The organism is Rhizobium arsenicireducens (assembly GCF_964021225.1).
The window spans coordinates 2,698,028-2,721,823 of the sequence record NZ_CAXHYK020000001.1 but is presented as its reverse complement, the minus strand read 5'-3'; the positions used below and the strand labels follow the sequence as shown (position 1 = coordinate 2,721,823).

Sequence of the window (23,796 nt, the reverse complement as noted above, 5' to 3'; positions counted from 1 at the left end):
AAACTTGCCTCAACCTGCCTTGCCGCCAAGGCAGGTCCAAATGGCTTAGCCCATCAAATGCTTCAGTATCTCGTCTTCGCTGCTGATGTTGTCCTTGACCCGGACGGTATAGTGTTCACCCGCCCGTCCGAATTCGCAGCGGTACATTTCCTTTCCGTTGGCGCTGACGTCCACCATCACCTCGCCCTTGTCGTGGAAGGCGATGACGTCGCCGGCCGCAAGGCGTGAAATGGTGTTCAGCGTCAAGGTCTGCAGACGGATCTTCGCCTGCAGGGTGACCTGCGAGCGACGCACCTGCTCGGCAATCTGTTCGGCCCATTCTTTCTTGTTGCGCGACATCTGGTTCTTTGACTTCGGCACCGTAACCACGGACTTCAGCAACGCCTTCTGTGGCACGACGAGGTAGAATTCGGACGAAACCGTACCGAGTTCGATACGCATCTTGACGGTTGCGGCGAACTGATCGACGTAATCCGCTTCGGGCTTCGGGCGGTCCTCTGCATTGTGCGGCTTTTCGATCATCGGTTCGAATCCGCCTGGCGCGTTGACGCCCGAGCGCAATACATTGGCGATCTTGTCGAACACCGTGGCGGACAAATCGAGTTCGATGCGCGACAGGGGGCGGTGGATCGGTTCTTCGATCGTCTCGGGCAGGGCACCCAGCAGGTTTTCCATCAGCGTAATGACGAAGCTGTTGCCACAGGCCAGGACGAAATGCGGACACCAGTTTCGCAGCTGCATATCTGCCAAAACGACATTATCGCCGAGGTCGGCGATCAGGTCGCTCATCATGCCGCTCTCATGACCGGCATAAGCGACCTCCATCACAAGACCGGTCTCGCTCTGCAAGATGTCTGGCAGGAATACGGTATAAAGCTCACCGAAATCGGCGCAGATCTTGGCGACCGTTTCGCGGTCTCCGAGCGCCCCCGTGAGACGGGCCAGCAGATCGTGTTTTATGGCGGGCGCAGGTTTGGTCTCGAGCTCGGTCATCGTCATGCCGCCTTGTTCTCACCGCCCGGGTTCATCATTTCCTGCTCGACGGCATCGATCGAGGGCCGCTCGTAAGAGGAGATGGTCTTGCGGCCGTATTCGAGAGCGACCTGCGGCACGGAGCCGTTCATGTATGCCAGCAGCGTCTGCTTGACGATGATGTAGAGCCGATGCTGCTTGGTGCGGACGATCTTGATCTGAGCGGCGATTGGACTGGTTACCGAGTAGGAAAGCACGATGCCGAGCATTGTGCCGACGAGTGCGGCGCCGATCAGGCCGCCGAGCACTTCCGGTGATTCGTTGATCTTGCCCATGGCCTTGATGACACCGAGAACCGCCGCGACGATACCGATCGCCGGGAAGGCGTCGCTCATGGTGACGATCGAGTGGTACGGCTTCATCTTGTCGTGCAGGATGGTGTTGATTTCCTCATCCATCAGCGCCTCGATCTCATGGCTGCGGGCATTTCCGATGATGATGAGGCGGACGTAGTCGCAGATGAACGCCGTCAGGTCCTTGTTCTTCAGGACAGTCGGGGCAGCCTGGAAGATCGAGGATTCCTCGGGATTGTCGATATGAGCTTCGATCTCGTTGCGCGACTTGGTTCGCAGGTCGCGCATGAGTGAATAAAGCACGCCGAGAACGTCGAGATAGGCCCGCTCCTTGGGAACCGAGTGCTTGAAGGCCTCCACCAGCGCCTTGCCCGAGTCTTTTACGACTTTCATCGGGTTGGCCATGATGAAGCCGCCGAGCCCGGCTCCGCCGATGATAACGAGCTCAAACGGCTGCACGAGAACGTCGAGGTGGCCGCCCATGGCCATGAACCCGCCGAGGACGCAGCCAAAGGTAATCACGAGTCCGATGATGATATTCATATTGTGCCCGCATCTGAACGTTGCTTTTCAGCACAAGCGATACGGGCCTTGCCTTGCGTGAGGCTGAACCCCAAGCGTTGACGGTTTGTGAACCTACAGACAGCTTCGCGCAAGCCTTTTGCCGCAAGAAGAGCGATAACGGACGCATTTTCCGATTGTCCATATCGAAAGGCGCAACGACCGTGACGACGACCTACACGAGTTACAAGCTGATTACGCAGAACATCGACAAATCGATCGAGCGCGTTGCCAAGGCACCGGACGTGGCGCGCGAAACCGAATACTATTTGTCGAAGATCGGCGACATCAAGTCAGTCGACGATTTCATGGCGGACACGCGTCTCTATAACTATGCGCTCAAAGCGCACGGACTGGAAGACATGGCCTATGCCAAGGCCTTCATCCGGAAGGTCCTGACTGAAGGTGTCTCCCGCGACGATGCCTTCGCCAATCAGTTGTCCGACAATCGCTACGCCAATCTCGCCACCTCGCTCAATTTCGAAGCCCAGGGTGCTGCCGCGACGTCCTTCGGCAAGGCCCAGCAGGGTGTGGTGGATCTCTATATGCGCGAGACGCTGGAGCAAGAGGCAGGCAACGACAATACGGGGGTCCGCCTGGCACTCTACTTCGAACGCAATGCGTCGAAAATCAACTCCGCCATGGACATCCTGGCCGACGAGGCGCTGGCCAAGGTGGTGCGCACTGCGCTGCAGTTGCCCGATGAGTTCGCAGCGGCGGATATCGACCGGCAGGCCGACTTTATCAAGCGCATGCTTGATATCGAGGATTTCCAGGACGCCGAGAAGACGGGCAGGTTCCTGGAGCGCTTCACCGCATTGTGGGAGCTTGAAAATCCTTCGGACAGTTATGATCCGCTGGCGGTCTTCGGTTCCTCCTCGGGTTACGGCATCTCGCCGGACCTTCTCATTTCCATCAATTCCCTGAAGCTCGGAGGCAGCTAAGTGCAATCCGGATTATACGTATCCTTGTCCTCGCAGATGGCGCTCGAACGCCGTCTGACGACCATCGCCGACAACATGGCCAACCTCAATACGGTTGGTTTCCGCTCCACCGAGGTCAAATTCGACGAGGTGCTGAGCAAGACGCAGAACGACATCAACGCGAAGATCGCTTTCGTTAACCAGGGCAACGACTACCTGTCGACCAAGAATGGCGAACTTGCGCAAACCGGCAATACACTCGATTTCGCCATCAAGGGCGATGCATGGTTCGCCATCGATACACCGGCCGGCCAGGTGCTCACTCGCGACGGGCGCTTCACCATGAAAGAGACCGGCGAACTGGTTTCGGTTCGCGGCTATCCGGTGCTCGACGCCGGCGGTGCGCCGATCCAGCTGAACCGCGCGGGTGGTCCGCCGAGCGTCGGCGCCGACGGCAAGCTGATGCAGGACGACCGCCAGGTGGCGACCATCGGCGTTTTCACGGCCGATATTTCCAAGGGTTTCATCCGCTTCGAAAACAGCGGTGTCTCGACCGTCGACCAGCCCCAGCCCGTTGTGGACAATCCAGAGATTTCCATCATGCAGGGTTATCTCGAGAATTCCAATGTCAACGGTCTCAGCGAGATGACCCAGCTCATCCAGGTGAACCGAGCTTTCGAGAGCATCAGCTCGCTGATGCGCGACAGCGAGTCCTCGCTCAGCAATGCCATCAAGGTTCTCGGCGGATCGAACTGATCCCCAACCTGAGCTGAAGCCCTCCATACATGGCGGAAGAAATGTCGCAGATGCCCGTGCTGTCTCCCAAGCTTACCCAGATGGCCGGGCTTGCCGCCCGCTATGCCAATCCGGAATATTCCGTCACGCATGGCGGCCACGTTCGCACGATCGCGGCCGGCCATTATACGGTGCACGGCCTTTCGCGCCATCTGCGTCTCGGGGAGTTTGTTGCCCATCGCAGCCGCACTGGGGTGCATCTCGGTGAGGTCGTACGGGTCGAGCCGGATCTCGCCTATGTCTGCCCGATCGAACCGGGTGAGCCGATCGGCATCCATGATGTGGTGATCCGCAAGGGCGCCTTCCGCATTGCCCCTGACAACAGCTGGTGCGGGCGCACCATCAATGCGCTCGGTGATCCGATCGACGGGGGGCCGGCTCTGGCACCCGGTGCGGTTCGCCGTGCCATTTCGAACAGTGCGCCGCCTTCGATGACGCGCAGCCGTGTCGAGCAGGGCTTTCGCACCGGGGTGCGCGCTATCGACATTTTTTCGCCGCTCTGCCTCGGCCAGCGCCTCGGTATCTTCGCCGGCTCCGGTGTCGGCAAGTCGACGCTTCTGTCGATGCTGGCGCGCGCCGATGCCTTTGACAAGGTGGTGATCTCGCTGGTCGGCGAACGTGGCCGTGAAGTGCGGGAATTCATCGAGGATACCCTTGGGCCAAACATGGCGAAGGCCGTCGCTGTCGTCGCCACGAGCGATGAAAGCCCGATGCTGCGCAAGATGGCGCCATTGACTGCCATGACCATCGCAGAGCATTTCCGCGACCGCGGCGAGAACGTGCTGTTCATCGTCGACAGCGTCACGCGCTTTGCCCATGCGATTCGCGAAGTGGCGACGGCTGCCGGCGAACCGCCGATCGCACGGGGTTATCCTGCCTCCGTCTTCACCGAACTGCCGCGTCTGCTCGAACGGGCCGGTCCGGGCGAAGAGGGAACCGGTACGATCACCGCCATCATTTCTATCCTGGTCGACGGCGACAATCACAACGACCCGATCGCCGATTCCACCCGCGGCATTCTCGACGGGCACATCGTGCTCGACCGCAGTCTCGCCGACGAGGGCCGCTACCCGCCGATCAATCCGCTCGCCTCGATCTCGCGACTGGCGCGCAAGGCCTGGACCGGCGAGCAGGAGAAACTCGTCTCACGCCTGAAGACGCTCATTCACCGTTTCGAGGAAACACGTGATCTTCGCCTTATCGGCGGCTATCGCCCCGGCAGCGATGCGGACCTCGACATGGCGATTAAGCAGGTTCCGGTGATCTATGAGGTCCTGAAACAGACGCCCGGCGAGCGGCCGGCCGCCGATGCCTATGCCGACTTGGCAAACGCACTCAAGGCCGCGCAAGGTGGTAACCAGCCGGCTGCGGCTTTGAGAACGAGAGGCTGATCGTGACAGATTTCGACGCTGACGAGCCTGTAGTGCCGCTGAAGCCCAAGGCCCGCAAACGGATATTCACGGCTGACCGTATCCTCGCCGCCACGGGTGTGGCGCTTGCCTGCGCTGCCGCCTTCTTCCCCTGGTATGTGTTCTTCAACGAGGAGAAATTCGGTATTAGGGTCGCCGACTGGGAGCGCACGCGCGATCTTCCCGAAGGACCGGGCCGCAACGTCTTCAGCGTCTCTCCCCTTGCCATGGTCGACAAGGATGACGAAGGCGGCGAATCGACCGCCACCCAAGTCGATCCGCTGGTGACAGCCACCGTATCGAAGCTTGGTGCGGAAGACGCCGCGGCCGATCTGATGCCCGAAGCCCAGCCCTTCCCGGGGCAGAGCGGCTTTCGCCTGCTGCATGTCGCCAACGGCCGTGCCCTTATCGAGGACACTTCGGGCATGTACATGGTTCGTGTCGGCTCGATCCTGCCGGACAACAGCCGGGTGGCCACGCTCGAGCAGCGCGAAGGCAAGTGGGTGATCGTCACATCGACGGGCGAGATCTATGAGAACAACTGATTCCCCATGCGTTGAGGCCGCGGTTCACGCGTTTCTGCCAGCCTTCTCCGCTTCATCGAGCGCCGCGATTACGTCTGCGTCGGATAGTTGGGGGAATTGCAGATAGCTGAAGCCGATCGCGCCGAGGGCACTCAACCGCTCGAGCGCGACGACCTCGTCGACGTCCTCTTCCAGCATGTGCAAGGAATCCTTGGAGGCGACAGGCACGGCCAGCACGATCTTCGCCGGCTTCCGCGTCTTCAGCCCCTTGAGGGCGGCCCGAACGGTCGCACCGGTGGCAATGCCGTCATCCACGACGATTGCCACGCGGCCTTCGATCGGGACCGGTTTGCGTCCGCCGAGATAGAGCCTGTTGCGGCGATGGATCTCTTCAAGTTCGGCGCGGGCAACGGCGTCGAATTCAGCCTGCCCGACACCTGAAAAGCCGATCACGCTCTCGTTTCGGACGGTGATCGGTTTTTCCCCGTCGACGATCGCGCCCATGGCGAGTTCCGGCTGGCTGGGCAGGCCGATCTTGCGCACCAATAACAGGGTCATTGGCGCACCAAGACGCCGGGCGACCGGCAGCGCCACATCGACACCACCGCGCGGCAGGGCGATGACCACCACATCTTGCCCCCGGAACCGCTCCAGGGAGTCCGCAAGCCGTTCTCCAGCGTCGATTCGGTCCTTGAACGACATAAGCTCCGCATGCCTCCTCGTCGGTTCTTGGCTTGAAATCCCGGACTTTCCCTCCGCAAGTCCCACGCAAGTTTACGGTTCTAGGTTCGGGACAGAAAATGGCGGAGAAAAGTAATGCAGCCTATCCAGCTTTTCGAATTGGCAGCCAGACAGGCCGAGTGGCTATCTGTACGTCAGGAGGTCGTGGCGAGCAATATTGCCAACGCCAACACCCCGAAATACCTGGCCAAGGACATCACCCCTTTCAGCGCGGTTCTGGATACCACGGCCACTGTACAAATGGCGCGGACCAATCCCAATCACATGGCGCTGAGCGACCTCAGCGACTCTAATATCGCGGTCCGGGAAGCGAAACTCAACGACGAGATCGGCATGCAGGAATCCGGCAATTCGGTTTCGATTGCCGAGGAACTGACCAAGACCGGCGAAATCAAGCGGCAGCACGAGCTCAACACGAACCTCGTCGCTTCCTTCCATCGCATGATGCTGATGACGGTGAAGAGATAAAATGACAGATCCTTTGAGTGCAGCCCTCAAGATCGCCGGCAGCGGACTGGAAGTCCAGTCCACCCGCCTGCGTATCGTTTCGGAAAATATCGCCAACGCCCGTTCGACCGGTGACACCCCCGGTTCGGACCCCTATCGCCGCAAGACGGTAACGTTTGGCACAGAACTTGACCGGGCAAGCGGTGCCGACGTGGTGAAGGTCAAGACGATCGGCGTCGACAATTCCGACTACATCGAGGAATACGAGCCGGGCCATCCGGCCGCCGACGAGAACGGTGTCGTCAAGATGCCGAACGTCAACATCCTGATCGAGATGGGCGACATGCGGGAAGCGAACCGCACCTATGAAGCCAATCTCCAGACCGTCAAGCAGACGCGCGAACTGATTTCGCAGACCATTTCACTTCTGAAGGCCTCGCAATGATCGATCAAATCCAGAACGTCGGCTCGCTCTCCAAGGTCTCTGGCCTTGGCAGCTTTGCCACCGATGCCGTCTCCTCGACCACCACCACCGTCGGATCGACGCCGGGAAGCGCTAACGGTCTCAGCTTCGCCAGCGTGCTCGGCGACATGGCTTCCTCGACGATGCAGAACATCAAGCAGGCGGAGGTGACCTCCTTCGAGGGGATTACCGGAAAGGCCAATACGCGTGAGGTCGTCGATGCCGTCCTCGCGGCGGAACAGTCGCTGCAGACGGCGATTGCCCTGCGCGACAAAATTGTCTCGGCCTATCTCGAGATAACGAAGATGCAGATCTAGCGGATTTGAGGACGAACACATGAGAGCGCTCGCCATCGCAGCCACGGGCATGGATGCCCAGCAGACCAATCTTGAGGTCATTGCCAACAACATCGCCAACATTAACACGACCGGCTACAAGCGTGCGCGGGCCGAGTTTACCGATCTGCTCTACCAGACCGAGCGCGCCCAGGGCGTCCCGAACCGTGCCAACCAGGCCATCGTGCCCGAAGGCGCCAATATCGGTCTCGGCGTGCAGACTGCGGCCGTGCGTAACATCCACACGCAGGGTGAACTCGCGCAGACTTCGAACGAACTCGACCTGGCCCTCGTCGGCCGTGGCTGGTTCCAGATCGAATCGCCGGATGGTACGACGCTCTACAGCCGGGCCGGCGCATTCAACACCAATGCCGACGGTCAGTTGGTCACGATCGACGGTTATGCTGTTGTGCCTGGCATCACCGTTCCGCAGGATTCGAGCGAAGTCATCGTCTCGCGGTCCGGTCAGGTCCAGGTCCGCATCGGCAACAGCGCGGAATACACCGATGTCGGCCAGCTGACGATCGCCAACTTTGCCAATGAAGCCGGTCTGAAGCCGCTTGGCGACAATCTGTTCGCCGAGACGGCGGCGTCGGGCGAGGCGATCGTGGCTGCGCCGGAGGATCCTGGCTTCGCCTATATCAAGCAGGGCTACCTGGAATTGTCGAACGTCGATTCCGTCAAGGAAATCACCGACATGATCTCGGCTCAGCGGGCCTACGAGATGAACTCCAAGGTCATTCAGACCGCCGACGAAATGGCTCAGATCGTCAGCAAGAACCTGAAGTAAGGACGGAGGCAGGCAAACATGAGGTTTCGCCGGATGAAGAGACACCTGGCCAGCATGGCGGCCGTTATGGCTGCCACCGCTTCCCTGTGGGTCGCATCGGACGCCGCCTATGCGCAGGGCTTTGCGGTGGTGCCGACCCAGACGATCTACCCCGGCGAAGCCCTGTCGGCCACCCAACTCGAGGAGGTCGCGGTCACCAACCCGAACCTCGCCGGCGGCTATGCGCAGTCGATCGCGGAGGTCGATGGTATGATCTCCAAGCGCACGCTTTTGCCCGGCAGGACAATTCCTGTCGCAAGCCTCAGGCCGCCCTATGCGATCAACCGCGGCGCCAATATCCGGCTGACCTTCACCCTCGGCAGCATGACGATCTCCGCTTCCGGCACGCCGCTTTCTGACGCATCGGTCGGCGACGTCATCAGGGTCCGCAATCTTGATTCGGGCGTGATCGTCACCGGCACCGTGCTGGCGGACGGAACAGTACAGGTGATGGCGAAATGAAGACTTTCCGTTTGTCCAGGATCGCACTCGTCGTTCTTGCGGCGCTGCTCTGCCCTGTGATCGGTGTAGAGGCCGCTGGTTCGCGCATCAAGGACATCGCCTCGCTGCAGTCGGGACGTGACAACCAGCTGATCGGTTATGGCCTGATTGTCGGCCTGCAGGGCACAGGCGATGGCCTGCGCTCTTCGCCGTTCACCGAACAGTCCATGCGTGCCATGCTGCAGAACCTCGGTATCTCGACGCAGGGCGGCCAGTCTAATGCCAAGAACGTTGCCGCCGTCATGGTCACGGCGACGCTGCCGCCCTTTTCCAGCCCGGGCAGCCGCATCGATGCGACCGTGAGCTCGCTCGGCGACGCTACGTCGCTGCGTGGCGGTACGCTCGTCATGACCTCGCTCACCGGCGCCGACGGCCAGATCTATGCGGTCGCGCAAGGGTCGGTGATCGTTTCGGGCTTCAATGCCCAGGGCCAGGCGGCCAATCTTCAGGAAGGCATCACCACCTCCGGCCGCGTGCCGAACGGTGCGATCATCGAGCGCGAACTGCCCTCCAAGTTCAAGGATTCGGTCAATCTCGTCCTGCAACTGCGCAATCCTGACTTCACCACCTCGATCCGCATCGCCGACACCGTCAACGCATTTGCCCAGGCAACGTTCGGCGCGCCGATTGCCGAGGCGCGCGACAGCCAGGAAGTAATCGTGCAGAAGCCCCGCACAGCCGATCTCGCCCGCCTGATGGCGGACATCGAAAACCTTATGGTCGAGACGGATTCGCCTGCGAAGGTCGTGATCAACGAGCGTACCGGCACGATCGTCATCGGTGCCGAGGTCCGGGTCTCGAAGGTTGCCGTCAGTTATGGAACGCTCACCGTCCAGGTCACCGAGACACCGCAGATCATCCAGCCCGAACCGTTTTCCCGCGGCCGCACCGCGGTCCAGGAACAAACCGACATCCTGGCGCAGAAGGAAGGCGGCAATGTCGCCATCGTCGAGGGTCCCGACCTGCGCACGCTCGTCAGCGGTCTCAACAATATCGGCGTCAAGCCAGACGGCGTCATAGCTATCCTTCAGGGCATCAAGTCGGCCGGCGCCCTGCAAGCGGAGCTCGTCCTGCAATGAAGTCAAGTCTGACCCCGTCCATCTTCACGCTTCGCCTGCGCAACCTTGCCTTGGTCGCCGGCATCGCGGTCCTGCCGCTCGCCTCGGGTAGCGCTCAGGAACAGCAGGCCGTACTCGGTAGCGCCTCGCAAGCCGAGATCCAGCAATTCTGCACCAGCATTGCCGATCCGGCGCGCGACCAGCGCTACCTTTTGCAGAAGCAGGAGCTGGAGAAGCTTCAGGCTGATGTCGACCAGCGCATCGCCGTGCTTGAAGAGCGCCGCGCCGAATACGAGGATTGGCTGGGCCGCCGCAATGCCTTCATGAAGCAGGCCGAGGGCAATCTCGTCGAGATCTACAAGAAGATGAAGGCGGATGCCGCGGCGCCCCAGTTGCAGGAGGTCGATCCGATCCTGGCGGCGGCGATCATCATGAAGCTGCCGGCGCGCCAATCGAGCCTCATCCTCAGCGAAATGGAAGCCGAAAAGGCAGCCATGGTCGCGGCCATCATGTCGAGCGCCGCCGATCCATACACTTCCAAGGACCCGTCATGATCAAGCGTACCCCGGCTCTGCTGGCCGTGATTCTCCTCGCCGGATGCCAGAGCCAGACCCTGAAGGAAATAGGCAACGCACCGTCGATGAGTCCGATCGGCAGCGGCCTGCGCTACAGCCAGACGCCGCAGATGGCTCTCTACCCGAAACAGCCGCGGGCAATGGCGAGCGGCTATTCGTTGTGGAGCGACAGCCAGTCGGCGCTTTTCAAGGACGCTCGCGCCCTGAACGTGGGCGACATTCTGACCGTCAACATCCAGATCAACGACAAGGCATCGTTCGAGAACAAGACCGACCGAAGCCGGGTCAATTCAAGCGGTATGAACTGGTCGACCAGCGCCAATTTCTTCGGCTACAAGCCGCCGGAAACCAGCGGCGACCTTGGTTCCGGCTCCGACACCAGCACCAAGGGCAAGGGCGCGACCGAGCGCTCGGAAAAGCTGACGCTGCTCGTCGCAGCCGTCGTCACCGGCATTCTCGAGAACGGCAATCTCCTGATCAGCGGCTCGCAGGAAGTCCGCGTCAACCACGAGATCCGTATCCTCAACGTTGCCGGTATCGTTCGCCCGCAGGACGTCGATGCCGACAACACGATCTCTTACGAGCGTATCGCCGAAGCGCGCATCTCCTATGGTGGTCGCGGTCGCCTGACGGAAGTCCAGCAGCCACCGGTCGGCCAGCAGGTCGTCGACCTCTTCTCGCCGATCTGACGCGTAACCGGCAAGCTGGAAGGGACGGCAGGGCAGATGGAACAGGTCGAAGGCACAGAGACCAAGGGCAAGAAGGCAACCGTGATGCTGATCGCGGCGATTGCCATCCTGACGCTCGTTGGCGGGGGAGGAGGCTGGGTGATCGGCTCCATGCTTGCGCCGAAGATCACGGCGGTGGAGGACGCGAACAAGGCGGCCGCAGCCGAGAGGGCAGCCGGCACTCAGGGCGCGGGCAAGGCGGAAGAGGGGCTTGCCCGTATTTCCACCGAGGCGAACGGTATCGTCCAGCTTGAGCCGATCACCACCAATCTTGCCTATCCCACCGAGAACTGGATCCGTCTCGAAGTGGCGCTGCTTTTCAACGGCGCTCCCGACGTGAAAATCGCCGAAGACATTCACCAGGATATCCTGGCTTATCTCCGCACCGTCTCGCTGCAGCAGATCGAGGGGCCGCGCGGCTTCCAATATCTGAAGGATGACATCCAGGAGCGTGTTGACCTTCGCTCCGAAGGGCGCGTATCGAAGGTGATGTTCAGGACTTTTGTAATCGAATGATTCGATTCCTCCTTCTTGCCGCCGTCATGATGATGGTGCCGGGACTGGCCGTGGCGCAGCAATTGCCCACCGACCTGTTCAATACCCCTGTCGACGGTTCGGTCGCCGCCTGGATCATCCGCACCTTCGGCCTGCTCACGGTTCTGTCGGTCGCGCCGGGCATCCTCATCATGGTCACCAGCTTTCCACGCTTCGTGATCGCGTTCTCGATCCTGCGCTCCGGCATGGGGCTGGCCTCGACGCCGTCCAACATGATCCTGACCAGCCTTGCGCTGTTCATGACCTTCTATGTCATGGCGCCGACCATGGACCGTGCCTGGAGCGACGGCGTCCAGCCGTTGCTGGAAAACCGCATGACCGAAGCGGAGGCCGTTCAGGCAATCGCCGAGCCTTTCCGCACCTTCATGGCCGCCAATACCCGCGACAAGGACCTGAAGCTCTTCGTTGACATCGCCAACGAGCGCGGCCAGACCCCGGTGGTCGACGAAAAAGTCGATTACCGCGTACTCGTTCCGGCCTTCATGTTGTCTGAGATCCGCCGCGGCTTCGAGATTGGCTTCCTGATCGTCCTGCCCTTCCTGGTCATCGACATGGTGGTCGCGACGATCACCATGGCCATGGGCATGATGATGCTGCCGCCGACCTCGATCTCGCTGCCGTTCAAGATCCTGTTCTTCGTCCTCATCGACGGCTGGAACCTGCTTGTCGGCAGCCTGGTGCGCTCCTTCGCCTGAAGCGGCGAAGTCGTGCTTCGTTAACCATTATCTCCTTGTTTACCATAGACTTTGCAATGCGCTCCCGCGCCGGGCGCGGTTAAGCTGTTGGCAAGATTTGGCTGCGACCTTGGTCCTCGCACGACGGGTCTGGTAACAACAAAGAATACCAAATGGCATGATGCCGCACCGTCGCTGACCGGTTTTTTACACACCGGTATGTCCCCATTCGTATCTTGTTTTAAGGGACAAATTAATGTCGAGCATTCTCACCAACACCAACGCAATGGCGGCTCTTTCCACGCTGCGTTCGATCTCCTCCAGCATGGAAGACACGCAGTCGCGTATCTCCTCGGGCCTGCGCGTCGGTTCTGCTTCCGATAACGCTGCCTACTGGTCGATCGCCACCACCATGCGTTCGGACAATATGGCTCTTTCGGCTGTTTCCGACGCTCTCGGCCTCGGCGCCGCCAAGGTCGATACCGCCTATGCCGGTATGGATTCGGCCATCGAAGTCGTCAAGGAAATCAAGGCCAAGCTCGTCGCCGCCACCGAAGACGGCGTTGACAAGAACAAGATCCAGGAAGAAATCTCCCAGCTGAAGGATCAGCTGACCTCGATCGCCCAGGCCGCCTCCTTCTCCGGCGAAAACTGGCTGCAGGCCGACGTAGGCGCTGGCGTCACCAAGTCTGTCGTCGCTTCCTTCGTCCGTGGCGACGATGGCAGCGTTTCGGTCAAGAAGGTCGACTACGCCCTGACCACCGATAACGTCCTGTTCGACACCTCGGGCAACAACCTTGGCATCCTCGACAAGACCTACAACGTCTCGCAGAAGAGCGTGACGCTCTCGGTCAACACGGACGGTGTATCTTCCGCAGCCACCGTGGCCGCCTATTCCGTCGATGAACTGATCGCCCAGAACGCGACCTTTACGACCAATACGGTTGGCGGCGTCACCACGCAGCTGGCAGATGTCGGCGGTACCGACTTCTACGTCAAGGTCGATGATAGCAACTGGGTCAAGGCAACCGATGTCACCGGCACCGGCCAGGAAGCCCTGCATGACGAAGCCGGCGTCTACTACGGTGTGGACACGGGCAACGCTCCGGCCACCAACGTAGCAGCCCCGACCTCGATCAAGGACATCAACATCGTTGGTATGGCCTCCACGCAGCTTGACGCTCTGATTTCGGGCGTCGACAAGGCTCTGACCGACATGACGAGCGCCGCCGCCGACCTCGGCTCGATCGGCATGCGCATCGACATGCAGGGAGAGTTCGTCAAGAAGCTGAGCGAATCGATCGACAAGGGTATCGGCCGCCTGGTCGACGCCGACATGAACGAAGAGTCGACCCGCCTCAAGGCACTGCAGACGCAGCAGCAGCTGGCCATCCAGGCTCTGTCGATCGCCAACAACGACTCGCAGAACGTCCTGTCGCTGTTCCGTTAATCGGACCTCGATCTGGACCTCGATAGGTCCGCGTCAAAAAAGCCGCACCTGGAAACGGGTGCGGCTTCATCTTTTTTTAAGCATGTTCTGGCACGCGCGCATGCGCGCGAAAGCTGCAAAATAAAATCTTGAGCTGTACCGTTTTGCCTCGGCCCTTTAGGTCTTCGTTAACCAAACAGGCGTTAGCTAGGCCTATCGAGACGGCGAGTTAACCATATTTATTAACGGGTTAGCAGGCATGACGCTGTGCGTCGTCTCCCGGCAAAGGCCGGAATGTCCCTATTTCACATAGCCATTCAAGGGGCACCCAAAAACATGACCAGCATTCTGACCAACGTCGCAGCCATGGCTGCACTTTCGACCCTTCGTTCGATCTCCTCCGGCATGGAAGAGACACAGGCACGCGTTTCCTCGGGCCTTCGCGTCGGTTCTGCTTCCGATAACGCTGCCTACTGGTCGATCGCCACCACCATGCGTTCGGACAACATGGCGCTGGCCGCTGTTGAAGACGCTCTCGGCCTCGGCGCCGCCAAGGTCGACACCGCCTATGCCGGTATGGATTCGGCCATCGAAGTCGTCAAGGAAATCAAGGCCAAGCTCGTCGCCGCCACGGAAGACGGCGTCGACAAGAAGAAGATCCAGGAAGAAATCTCCCAGCTGAAGGATCAGCTGACCTCGATCGCCCAGGCCGCCTCCTTCTCCGGCGAAAACTGGCTGCAGTCCGACCTGAGCGTCTCGACCACCAAGTCGATCGTCGCTTCCTTCGTCCGTTCAGACGACGGCAGCGTTTCGGTCAAGAAGGTCGATTACGCCCTGACCACCGACAACGTTCTGTTCGACACCTCGGGTGGTAACCTCGGCATTCTCGACAAGACCTACAACGTCTCGCAGAAGAGCGTGACGCTCTCGGTCAACACGGACGGTGCATCTTCGCCAGCCACCGTGGCCGCCTATTCCGTCGATGACTTGATCGCCCTGAACGCGACCTTTACGACCAATACGGTTGGCGGCGTCACCACGCAGCTGGCAGATGTCGGCGGTACCGACTTCTACGTCAAGGTCGACGACACGAACTGGGTCAAGGCAATCGATGTCACCGGCACCGGCCAGGAAGCCCTGCATGACGAAGCCGGCGTCTACTACGGTGTGGACACGGGCAACGCTCCGGCTACCAACGTAGCAGCCCCGACCTCGATCAAGGACATCAACATCGTCGGCATCTCGAATGCGGCTCTCGACGCGCTCATCTCCGGCGTCGATGCTGCCCTGACCGACATGACGAGCGCTGCTGCCGACCTCGGTTCGATCGGCATGCGCATCGACATGCAGCAGGAATTCGTCGCCAAGCTGACCGACTCGATCGACAAGGGTATCGGCCGTCTGGTCGATGCCGACATGAACGAAGAGTCGACCCGCCTCAAGGCACTGCAGACCCAGCAGCAGCTGGCCATCCAGTCGCTGTCGATCGCCAACTCTTCTTCGGAAGTCATCCTCTCGCTCTTCCGTTAAGACGCGATACAGGACAGTTGAAAGCCGCCCTCCGGGGCGGCTTTTTTTGTTAACCACCATTAACCATGCGTTAACCATGGCGCGTTTAGATGAGCTCATGTAACGATGAGTTAACCAAGACGAAGAAATGGTTAAGGGCATTACGCCAAGTCATCGTTCCCGGACGAACCGGGATGTCCCCAAAACTAGCCATTAAGGGACACGACCGTGACCAGCATTTTGACCAATAACGCAGCGATGGCTGCACTCCAGACCCTCCGTTCGATCGATGCAAAGATGCAGGATACCCAGGCGCGCGTGTCGTCCGGCCTGCGCGTCGGCACCGCTTCCGACAACGCCGCCTATTGGTCGATCGCGACCACCATGCGCTCCGACAACATGGCGCTTTCCGCCGTACAGGACGCCCTCGGCCTCGGTGCCGCCAAGGTCGACACGGCCTACGCCGCAATGGAAGGCGCCGTGGAAGTCGTCAAGGAAATCAAGGCGAAGATGGTCGCCGCAACCGAAGAAGGTGTCGACCGCAAAAAGATTCAGGCAGAGATTTCCCAGCTGCAGGAGCAACTCCGCAGCATTGCGTCCTCGGCCTCTTTCTCCGGCGAAAACTGGATGAAGGCCGATCTGACGGCGGCAGGCGGCACGGTTCAGAAGAGCGTCGTGGGCTCTTTCATCCGCTCCGAAGACGGCTCGGTTTCAGTCAAGAAGATCAACTATGATCTGACCGCCAATACCGTCCTGTTCGATGATGGCGGAGACCTTGGCATTCTCGACCGCATCTTCAATGTAACGCCTGCATCCATCACGCTGGACATCAACGTGAGCGGCGTTACCCAGAAGTACACAGTGATGGCCTACACGATCGACGCCCTGATCGCGGACGGTGCCACCTTTGAAGGCAATTATGCCAACACCACCGTGCCCGCGGCCGATTACGTGAAGGTTCAGGGCGTTTGGGTCAAGGCCGTTGATTCGACCACCGCGCCCGGTCAGGAAATTGCTGCAACAAGCACTGTTCCTGCGGCGGCAAGCTGGGTCGTGGATGTAACTCCGATCCCGCCGGCAACAGTCGTCGTCGCACCGGCCTCGCTTGATACCGTGGATATCACCGCTCTGACCAACGAAGAGCTTGCGACCATGGTGCAGGCGACCGACGTGGCTCTGGAAGCGATGATCAGCGCGACCGCGGATCTCGGCTCGATCGCGATGCGGATCGGCATGCAGGAAAACTTCGTCGCCTCGCTCACCGATTCGATCGACTCCGGCATCGGACGTCTGGTTGATGCGGACATGAACGAGGAATCGACCCGCCTCAAGGCGCTGCAGACCCAACAGCAGCTCGCCATCCAGGCCCTGTCGATCGCCAACACCGCTTCCGAAAGCATCCTGACACTCTTCCGTCAGTAAGCGGCGCCCTTGGCTAGGGGCGACTTCGTCCCGCGCTGATGACGTGTCAGATGTCTTCGGTACAGATCCGCGTCCCTGCCAAAGGGGCGCGGATTTTCCTTTCTGGCTTGCGCGAAGCTTTTGGCTTTTCCGTTTACGCGCCCTTTCCGATCAAACCGCCTTGCCATTCTGCGTCCGCGTTTGTTAACTGTTTCCGTTAACGATTTGTTAACGGTGACGAGGACCGCGCCAGCTGTGGTCTGCATGATGCCTCTCGTTACAGTCGGTCTCGCACCGGATGTGCCAATTCAAACGCTTAGAGGCATCAGATGACCAGTATTATGACCAATGCTGCGGCAATGGCTGCGCTCCAGACGCTTCGTTCCATCGATAGCAATCTGGAAATGGCGCAACGCCGGGTCTCGTCCGGCTACCGCGTCGAAACCGCGGCCGACAACGCCGGTTACTGGTCGATCGCCACAACCATGCGCTCGGACAATGCGGCGCTCTCCACCGTTTCGGACGCGCTCGGACTTGGTGCAGCCACTGTCGATACCGCCTACACCGCCCTCGACAACGTCATTGACGTCATGTCGACGATCAAGGCCAAGCTGGTCGCGGCCAGCGAGCCGGGCGTCGACAAGGAAAAGATCAATGAGGAAATGAAGCAGCTGAAGAATCAGCTGATTTCCTCGGCCCAATCCGCCTCGTTCTCGGGCGAAAACTGGCTTTACAATACGACTGCGGGTGCTTTGGGCATCAAGCAGGTGGTATCGTCCTTCGTCCGCGGAGCGGACGGCAGCGTCAAGGTCACCACGCTGGACTTCGACACCCAAACGTCCGTCCTGATCGACACAGGGGACAGCAGCCGCGGCTTCCTGACCAAGGCGATCGACGCAGACCTGCTTGTCATGCCCACCACCGGCACACCGCGTGAATATTTCCTGCTCGACATGGGCACTCCCCCAGCAGGCGCCATGGAAATCAAGATCGACGTCAATACGACGACCGAGGAATTGGGCGATATGCTCAGCGTCATCGATGACCTGCTGGGCCAGTTGACCGACTTTGCCGCCACGCTCGGCGCCATCACCAGCCGCATCGAGATGCAGGACAGCTTCGTTAATAACCTGATGGATGTGATCGACAAGGGCGTGGGGCGTCTGGTCGACGCGGACCTCAATGAGGAATTGACCCGCTTGAAGGCCCTTCAGACGCAACAACAGCTCGGCATCCAGGCCCTTTCGATCGCCAACTCGAATGCTGAAAACATCCTTATGCTCTTCAAGTAGGTTGACTGACCGGCGGGGGGGAAGGAGCCGTGCCCTTGGCGCGACTGCGGCGATCGCCGAAAATGGGGCGCAAGGCCGCAATCAGCTACGCGGTTCCAGAACCTTCATCCTCGCACAAGTTTGGGCTTCTAGTCTCGGACGAGGCAAATGGCATTTTCGCCAGGCGCATTCTAACACAATCCTGGGATCTGAAGCCGGCACTGGATGGCATGATGACTATGCGCGTTCCGAATATATTTAGGTGTTTCAGGTCATTCTTTTGTCGCCGCGACAGGATGTCGGCAGTTCTCGCCACGGGAGTCGTTCGTCGATGAGCATGCCGCTCGCCCACTACCTCAAGGATTTTTCCGTGCCCGCAGGCGCGCCTTCGGGCGCCATCGGGGGCGATTTCGTTTCTCTCGATGACACCGGCTTCGACACCGATTTCCCCAGCATGCCTGAGCCGGAGCCGATTGACGTCGAGGCCGAACGCCGCGAGGCTTATGCCGCCGGCCATGAGGCCGCAACGGGCGAACTGAGCGCAAGGCATGCCGCCGAGCGTGCCGCAATGCAGGCTGCCCACGACGAGGCGATGGCGGCGCTGGAGGCCCGGCTGATGGGCGAAACCGCAAGTCGGCTCGCCGAAAGCCTTGACCGCGTAGCGGCTGAAATAGCGCTTGCCGTCAGCGAGCGCGCCGCCGAGGCGTTTGGCCCATTCCTGTCGCAGGAAGTCGTGGCAAGGGCGGTGGCCGATCTTGCCGACCTGCTGAAGGCCGCGATCTCCGACGGCGAGGCAGGTACGATTACATTGAAGGGGCCGCGGGCCTTGTTCGATCAGTTGCTCACTCACATGCCCGAAGCTGTCGAAAGGTTGCGCCATATCGAAGACGAGGACCTCGATCTCTCGGCAGAACTCGACGGTACCGTGCTGGTTACCCGCATTTCGGCATTCGCCGCTAGCCTGAAGAAAGTCCTGGGATGAGCGACAGCGAAAATCATCACCACGGAAAGAACGAGATCGTCATCATCAAGCGCCACAGCGGCGGCGGTCATGACGACCATCACGGCGGAGCCTGGAAAATCGCCTATGCCGACTTCATGACGGCAATGATGGCCTTCTTTCTGGTGATGTGGCTCGTCAATGCGGCCAATGAAGAGACGAAGGCCTCGGTCGCCAGCTACTTCAACCCGATCAGCCTCTCGGACGAAAAGCCGACTGAAAAGGGGTTGGACAAACCCGTCGATCAGGCCGAGGGCGAGCAGAACCAGGAGCGTTCTCAGGTCGAAGAAGAGCAGGAGACCGTCGGTGCAGCGGCTGCAACCGGAGAGGACCAGACCGCGTCTTCCGGCGACCAGACCAACTATTCGGAGGCTGATTTCTTCGAAAACCCCTATTCCGTGCTCGCCGAGATCGCCCAGGAAGTCGGCCAGCAGGCCAATGTCAGCGCCAAGGGCGAGGGCGGTGCAGCCGATTCCGGGCCATCGACCGGCGCGGAAGGCGGCGAGGCCTATCGCGACCCGTTCGATCCGGATTTCTGGACGCAACAGGTGCAGTCGGCCAAGGGCAAGCCCGGAATACAGGATACGACTCCCACCACGGTCGAGAACCTCGATCCCAACGAGGCTGCGCAGGAACTTGCTCTGGCTGTGTCCGGCGAGAGGTCGGAAAAGCCGACCGATCCGCTCTCGGAGGCTGCGCCTCTTGGCAAGAGCGAAAAATCCGACCAAACGAAGACCGAGACCGAGACCGAGGTCGGCTCCGCGCCGAAGACGGCCGAGGAGGAGTACCAGGCCAAGGAACGAGCCGCGGAAGTGCTCAAGGCCGAGATCGCAAAGGAAATCAATGGCGTCTCGGGGAAGCTCGCCGAAGGCCTGATCGTCAGCCCCGCCGAAGGAGGCCTGCTGGTCACGATATCCGACCAGTCTGATGCGCCGATGTTCAATGTCGGGTCGGCCGTACCGCGCAAGGAACTCGTCGTGGCGATGGAGCGGATCGGCAAGCTGCTGCAGCAGCGCGAGGGCCCGATCGTGATCCGCGGCCATACCGACGGTCGGCCTTTCAAGGGGAACGAAAACGACAACTGGCGCCTGTCCATGGCACGCGCCCACAGCGCCTATTACATGCTCCTGCGTGGCGGCCTTGCGGAGGGACGCGTCGAGCAGGTTTCCGGCTTCGCCGACCGCCGCCTGCAGATCCCCGATGATCCGTTTGCCGACGCCAACCGCCGTATCGAGATTTTGATTCAGGCGGACCAGGGATAATCACATGGGGCGCCTGAATTTGCAGCGGCTGATACCGGCTCTCTCGCTCCTCGGTCTTGTCTGGACCGGGACGGCGCCGGCCGAGGAACTGGACCGCGTCGAGCCCTACAAGGTGCTGCGTTCGCTGCAGTTCGTGCAGGATTTGGTCGTGCTTGGCGATCACTCGGCCGCGGAAATGCAGCGCTTCATGCTGGAAACGATCGACAAGCGTCTACGTGGCGCCGCGCCTGCGATTTTCGCAGACCCCCGCAATGTCGATGCAAGCCTGATCTACGCGATGAGTGGGGGCAATCCAGCGACGCTGGAGTTTCTCGTTGCGCGCGACATTGACGGCAATTTCGACAATCGCGTCACCGACGCGCTGCGCAAGTACCTATCGGGCAAGGGCACGTTGATCGCCAACACACTCGGCGACATGGTGGCGGAATACCGCGACACCAGGATCGCCCCCTATCTGGCGCTCGTGGCCGGTAATGTGATGATCCCGCGAGATCCCGCCAAGGCGCTCGAATTCTATGACTGGGCACGGTTGACCGCGCCGGGAACGATCGTCGAGGAGGCGGCATTGCGCCGCTCGCTGGCCGTTGCGGTCGAGGGCGGCATGGTCGACAAGGCCTCCGCCTATGCCAACCGCTATGCGCGCCGCTTCCTGCATTCGCCCTATGCCAGCCAGTTCGCCGATCTCTTCGTCCAACTCGTGGTCGAGCACCATGAGGCCTTCGACGGCTCGGAGATAACGGCGACGCTGGCCTATATGGACAATGACCGTCAGCGAGAGGTCTACCTGCGGATCGCGCGTCAGGCGGCGATCAAGGGGCGTAACGAACTCGCGCGTCAGGCTGCGGACAAGTCGAAGCTCCTGTCGGGCACCGCCGAGGGGGCTGATGCACTTGCCAACCTCTATGGCGGGCTCGCGGGTATTCCGACCAATGAAGTTGGTGCTGCGATCGCGGCTATCGCCGCCATTCCCGACGAGATCCTCTCGCCCTCGGACCGTGCGCTACGCGACGCTGCCGCCGCGATTGCCGAGGAGGTTGTGCGCAAGCCGGAGCCGATCAGCCCGGCGCAAGATTCCGAGCCGAATGTGGTGCCTTCTAACGACGAATCCGTTGGCGAGGCGATCTCCGAGGACGTGCAGCAGGATCCGACAGCACCCCCTTCGGTTCCTGCTGGTACACAGCCTGGCCCGGCTGAGCTGAAGACGGCAGGCGCGAAGGATCCGGACCCGGAGTTCCGCTCCTTCGTTGATACCGGTCGTTCGAAACTGGATGCGATCGACGACCTGCTGAAGCAAGAAGGCACAAACTGATGATCGACCCCGCAGCAGCCCAGAATATCAAGGCTCCAGAGGCTTCCCTGGCCGGGAACGCGAAAGCGCAGCGAGGCGAGACCAAGGCGGGAAACGGTTTCCACGACGCCCTGTCGAATGCCGGCCAAAGCGGCCGCCACCGGCAGAATCGGGATGATGCTGCGGCTGACCTGACTCTTGTGTCCGACGCCCCGAGCGGATCTGAAGTGCAGGCTGGGGACACGAAGGCCGCCAAGACGCCGCGACCGTTGATTGATCTCGCTCGCGCGACCCACGCCCACCCAAGAGCAGGGGATGCTGCGGGTGGCTCTGTCGCCGGCCAGGTAGCGGGCGAAAAGCCGGCCGATGCGATTGCGACCAGAACCGCGAAAACCCTTGCCCGTCAGGTCTTGACTGCCGGCAACGCGCCCGCGGTCGAAACGCTAGACGCGGGCCAGTTGGCGCAGGTTGTCAAGCATGCGCAGGTGGCAAAGACTGAGAAGGCCGACCGGGCGGACAAGTCCGGCGATGCCGATAGGACAGCCAAGGCGGAGAATGCAGCAACACCCGCAGGCACGATATCCGAACTCGGCGATGTTCTGACGATGTTGTCCAACAATGCGGCATCCGCCGGCCAGGCGGCGTCAACCGGGCCGCGTGGCGATCGCACGATGGCTGGCCGTCTTGCGGCGGGTGATCAGGCAGCCGTTGCTGTGTCCGCGGTTGATGCGCGGGCATCTCGTATCGAAGCAAGCGCTGGTGTTCCTTCTGTCGAAGCGTCCGAACCGGGTACCCCGAACGCTGACGCCGATCGTTCATTCCGCTTTGTGCGGGCAGACGGCAAGGGTCAGGCGCTCTCGATGCGTGTCGGCCAGTCCGACGGCGAGACAGTCAAATATGATATTGGCTCGGCCAAGGAGGGCGGCCAGACCGTCGCTGTCCTCGACGCGCGCCGCTATATCGCGCCGGCCTCGACCAATGCGGGCGCGATCACCTCCGCCATGATGGGTGATGGGGAGTGGGCAAGCGCAATGCTGCCTGGCTCGGAACTCGCCAATGCTGCCAGCCAGTCGAGTTCCGGCAAGGTCGTCAATACCTTGAAGCTGCAGATGAGTCCGATCGAGCTCGGCAATGTCACGGCAACGCTTCGGCTGAGCGGCGACGAACTGTCGGTGCAGATCACCGTTGAGACGCATGCGGCCTACAAGCAGTTGAGCGACGACCAGAGCGACATGCTCAAGGCACTGCGGGCACATGGTTTCGCGGTCGACCAGATCCAGGTCAGTATGGCCACCGGCGCGGCGGAACGGGCTGACAGCAGCCAGGCCAATGCGCAGGGGCAGTCTTCCGGCCAGCAGGCGCAGCGTGATGCACAGGGCGGAGACGGAAGCGGAGACCGCCGCACGGCGACGATGCAGACTGATAGCGCCAATGGTACGGGGAAGACGGCAGATGACACGAGTGCGGTACAGGCGGCCACTGGTGGGGCTGGTGCTACTCGTCCTGACCACGTCTATATCTGAGGCTGCTGCGTCCGCAGGCGCTTGCGAAAGCGAGATCCAGGCAGCAGCAGCGAAATACGCGATCCCGGAAGGGATCCTCTACTCTGTTGGTTTGACGGAGACGGGGCGGAAGGGATCACTCCAGCCCTTCGCGATGAACGTGGAGGGGAAATCCATGTTTTTCGATAGCGAAGCCGAGGCCCTGCATGCCTTCATCGAGGCGCGCCGGCAAGGCTCCAAATTGATCGACGTCGGTTGCATGCAGATCAATCAGCACTTCCACGGGGAGAATTTCCCCTCGGTGCAAGCCATGTTCAACCCGCGCGCCAATGTCGAATATGCAGCGCGCTTTCTTCGCAACCTGCACGATCGTCACGAAACCTGGACGATGGCGGTGGCGAGATATCATGCAGGGCCGAACAATGACCCGGCGCAGCAGAGATATGTCTGCCGGGTGATCTCCAATCTGGTGGCAACGGGCTATGGAAAATGGACCCGCAATGCCCGAACATTTTGCGGTGAATAGCAAGATTTTGGACTAGACAAGTACCAAACTGCTGATTTGCACATTGTGTCTGGAATGTGGAAAAGTTTGGGCGGCGCGGGAGCGGCGTTAACCATATGTTAACTTTTCAGCAAGATAGTTGTGTCTATATTTGCCCAGGCATACAAGATATAGATCAAATCGCCA

At 60.6% G+C, this 23,796-nt stretch carries 26 protein-coding genes; 23 read left to right on the top strand and 3 right to left on the bottom strand.

From position 1 onward, the window contains the following. Window positions 1–45: 45 nt before the first annotated feature. Window positions 46–999, bottom strand: coding sequence for a FliM/FliN family flagellar motor switch protein (locus ACWPVA_RS13565; RefSeq protein ID WP_454288192.1), 954 nt, complete (start codon window positions 997–999; stop codon window positions 46–48). Then, the gene (motA, locus tag ACWPVA_RS13560) at window positions 996–1,868 is read right to left on the bottom strand and encodes a flagellar motor stator protein MotA (RefSeq protein ID WP_454288191.1); all 873 of its coding nucleotides are present in this window, start codon (window positions 1,866–1,868) and stop codon (window positions 996–998) included. The genes ACWPVA_RS13565 and motA overlap by 4 nt, the downstream gene beginning before the upstream one ends. Window positions 1,869–2,050: 182 nt before the next feature. Here motA and ACWPVA_RS13555 point away from each other — a divergent pair, with 182 nt between their 5' ends. From ACWPVA_RS13555 to ACWPVA_RS13540, 4 genes are read left to right on the top strand one after another with little or no spacing between them, the layout of a single operon-like run. Beyond that, window positions 2,051–2,830 carry a DUF1217 domain-containing protein gene (locus ACWPVA_RS13555; RefSeq protein ID WP_454288190.1) on the top strand — a complete coding sequence of 260 codons (780 nt, stop codon included), beginning with the start codon at window positions 2,051–2,053 and terminating at the stop codon, window positions 2,828–2,830. After that, on the top strand, window positions 2,831–3,565 hold the full coding sequence (flgF, locus tag ACWPVA_RS13550; protein WP_454288189.1) for a flagellar basal-body rod protein FlgF: 735 nt from the start codon (window positions 2,831–2,833) through the stop codon (window positions 3,563–3,565). A 29-nt stretch (window positions 3,566–3,594) separates the two neighbouring features. Then, entirely contained in the window at window positions 3,595–4,995 is a 1,401-nt protein-coding gene (fliI, locus tag ACWPVA_RS13545; RefSeq protein WP_454288188.1) for a flagellar protein export ATPase FliI, read from the top strand. A 2-nt stretch (window positions 4,996–4,997) separates the two neighbouring features. After that, window positions 4,998–5,558 carry a flagellar protein gene (locus ACWPVA_RS13540; RefSeq protein WP_454288187.1) on the top strand — a complete coding sequence of 187 codons (561 nt, stop codon included), beginning with the start codon at window positions 4,998–5,000 and terminating at the stop codon, window positions 5,556–5,558. A gap of 24 nt (window positions 5,559–5,582) precedes the next feature. On the opposite strand, the gene ACWPVA_RS13535 is transcribed toward ACWPVA_RS13540, so the two are convergent. Next, window positions 5,583–6,239, bottom strand: coding sequence for a phosphoribosyltransferase (locus tag ACWPVA_RS13535; protein ID WP_454288186.1), 657 nt, complete (start codon window positions 6,237–6,239; stop codon window positions 5,583–5,585). Between the two features lie 114 nt (window positions 6,240–6,353). Here ACWPVA_RS13535 and flgB point away from each other — a divergent pair, with 114 nt between their 5' ends. The 19 genes from flgB to ACWPVA_RS13440 all read left to right on the top strand — a co-directional run bounded on the left by flgB (window position 6,354) and on the right by ACWPVA_RS13440 (window position 23,631). After that, window positions 6,354–6,746: a flagellar basal body rod protein FlgB gene (gene flgB / locus ACWPVA_RS13530; RefSeq protein ID WP_454288185.1), complete on the top strand. Its 393-nt coding sequence runs from the start codon at window positions 6,354–6,356 to the stop codon at window positions 6,744–6,746. Window position 6,747: 1 nt separating this feature from the next. Further along, entirely contained in the window at window positions 6,748–7,170 is a 423-nt protein-coding gene (gene flgC, locus ACWPVA_RS13525) for a flagellar basal body rod protein FlgC (RefSeq protein WP_454288184.1), read from the top strand. Next, complete coding sequence (locus ACWPVA_RS13520; protein WP_454288183.1) at window positions 7,167–7,505, top strand: flagellar hook-basal body complex protein FliE; 339 nt, start codon at window positions 7,167–7,169, stop codon at window positions 7,503–7,505. Before flgC ends, ACWPVA_RS13520 begins: the two co-directional genes overlap by 4 nt. Before the next feature lie 19 nt (window positions 7,506–7,524). Continuing rightward, window positions 7,525–8,313 (top strand): flagellar basal-body rod protein FlgG, encoded by a 789-nt coding sequence (gene flgG / locus ACWPVA_RS13515; RefSeq protein ID WP_454288182.1) that lies wholly within the window; start codon window positions 7,525–7,527, stop codon window positions 8,311–8,313. 18 nt (window positions 8,314–8,331) lie between these two features. Continuing rightward, window positions 8,332–8,814 (top strand): flagellar basal body P-ring formation chaperone FlgA, encoded by a 483-nt coding sequence (flgA, locus tag ACWPVA_RS13510; protein WP_454288181.1) that lies wholly within the window; start codon window positions 8,332–8,334, stop codon window positions 8,812–8,814. Continuing rightward, window positions 8,811–9,932: a flagellar basal body P-ring protein FlgI gene (locus ACWPVA_RS13505; protein ID WP_454288180.1), complete on the top strand. Its 1,122-nt coding sequence runs from the start codon at window positions 8,811–8,813 to the stop codon at window positions 9,930–9,932. Before flgA ends, ACWPVA_RS13505 begins: the two co-directional genes overlap by 4 nt. Beyond that, window positions 9,929–10,465, top strand: a complete 537-nt coding sequence (locus ACWPVA_RS13500; protein WP_454288179.1) for a MotE family protein — start codon at window positions 9,929–9,931, stop codon at window positions 10,463–10,465. The genes ACWPVA_RS13505 and ACWPVA_RS13500 overlap by 4 nt, the downstream gene beginning before the upstream one ends. Continuing rightward, complete coding sequence (gene flgH, locus ACWPVA_RS13495; RefSeq protein ID WP_454288178.1) at window positions 10,462–11,175, top strand: flagellar basal body L-ring protein FlgH; 714 nt, start codon at window positions 10,462–10,464, stop codon at window positions 11,173–11,175. Before ACWPVA_RS13500 ends, flgH begins: the two co-directional genes overlap by 4 nt. Window positions 11,176–11,211: 36 nt before the next feature. After that, the gene (locus tag ACWPVA_RS13490; protein ID WP_454288177.1) at window positions 11,212–11,730 is read left to right on the top strand and encodes a flagellar basal body-associated FliL family protein; all 519 of its coding nucleotides are present in this window, start codon (window positions 11,212–11,214) and stop codon (window positions 11,728–11,730) included. Further along, complete coding sequence (gene fliP / locus ACWPVA_RS13485) at window positions 11,727–12,464, top strand: flagellar type III secretion system pore protein FliP (RefSeq protein ID WP_454288176.1); 738 nt, start codon at window positions 11,727–11,729, stop codon at window positions 12,462–12,464. Before ACWPVA_RS13490 ends, fliP begins: the two co-directional genes overlap by 4 nt. Before the next feature lie 235 nt (window positions 12,465–12,699). Continuing rightward, window positions 12,700–13,893, top strand: coding sequence for a flagellin N-terminal helical domain-containing protein (locus ACWPVA_RS13480; RefSeq protein WP_454288175.1), 1,194 nt, complete (start codon window positions 12,700–12,702; stop codon window positions 13,891–13,893). A gap of 315 nt (window positions 13,894–14,208) precedes the next feature. Beyond that, window positions 14,209–15,402 (top strand): flagellin N-terminal helical domain-containing protein, encoded by a 1,194-nt coding sequence (locus tag ACWPVA_RS13475; RefSeq protein WP_454288174.1) that lies wholly within the window; start codon window positions 14,209–14,211, stop codon window positions 15,400–15,402. 207 nt (window positions 15,403–15,609) lie between these two features. Then, the gene (locus ACWPVA_RS13470) at window positions 15,610–16,803 is read left to right on the top strand and encodes a flagellin N-terminal helical domain-containing protein (RefSeq protein WP_454288173.1); all 1,194 of its coding nucleotides are present in this window, start codon (window positions 15,610–15,612) and stop codon (window positions 16,801–16,803) included. Between the two features lie 308 nt (window positions 16,804–17,111). Further along, complete coding sequence (locus ACWPVA_RS13465; RefSeq protein ID WP_454288172.1) at window positions 17,112–18,074, top strand: flagellin N-terminal helical domain-containing protein; 963 nt, start codon at window positions 17,112–17,114, stop codon at window positions 18,072–18,074. Between the two features lie 310 nt (window positions 18,075–18,384). Continuing rightward, a complete protein-coding gene (locus ACWPVA_RS13460) occupies window positions 18,385–19,035 on the top strand; it encodes a GTPase (RefSeq protein ID WP_454288171.1) in 651 nt (216 codons plus the stop codon). Next, window positions 19,032–20,315: a MotB family protein gene (locus ACWPVA_RS13455; protein ID WP_454288170.1), complete on the top strand. Its 1,284-nt coding sequence runs from the start codon at window positions 19,032–19,034 to the stop codon at window positions 20,313–20,315. Before ACWPVA_RS13460 ends, ACWPVA_RS13455 begins: the two co-directional genes overlap by 4 nt. Window positions 20,316–20,319: 4 nt before the next feature. Then, on the top strand, window positions 20,320–21,624 hold the full coding sequence (motC, locus tag ACWPVA_RS13450; protein WP_454288169.1) for a chemotaxis protein MotC: 1,305 nt from the start codon (window positions 20,320–20,322) through the stop codon (window positions 21,622–21,624). Next, window positions 21,624–23,126, top strand: coding sequence for a flagellar hook-length control protein FliK (fliK, locus tag ACWPVA_RS13445; protein WP_454288168.1), 1,503 nt, complete (start codon window positions 21,624–21,626; stop codon window positions 23,124–23,126). Before motC ends, fliK begins: the two co-directional genes overlap by 1 nt. Then, window positions 23,056–23,631 carry a transglycosylase SLT domain-containing protein gene (locus tag ACWPVA_RS13440; RefSeq protein WP_454288167.1) on the top strand — a complete coding sequence of 192 codons (576 nt, stop codon included), beginning with the start codon at window positions 23,056–23,058 and terminating at the stop codon, window positions 23,629–23,631. The genes fliK and ACWPVA_RS13440 overlap by 71 nt, the downstream gene beginning before the upstream one ends. The last annotated feature ends 165 nt before the right edge of the window (window positions 23,632–23,796 follow it).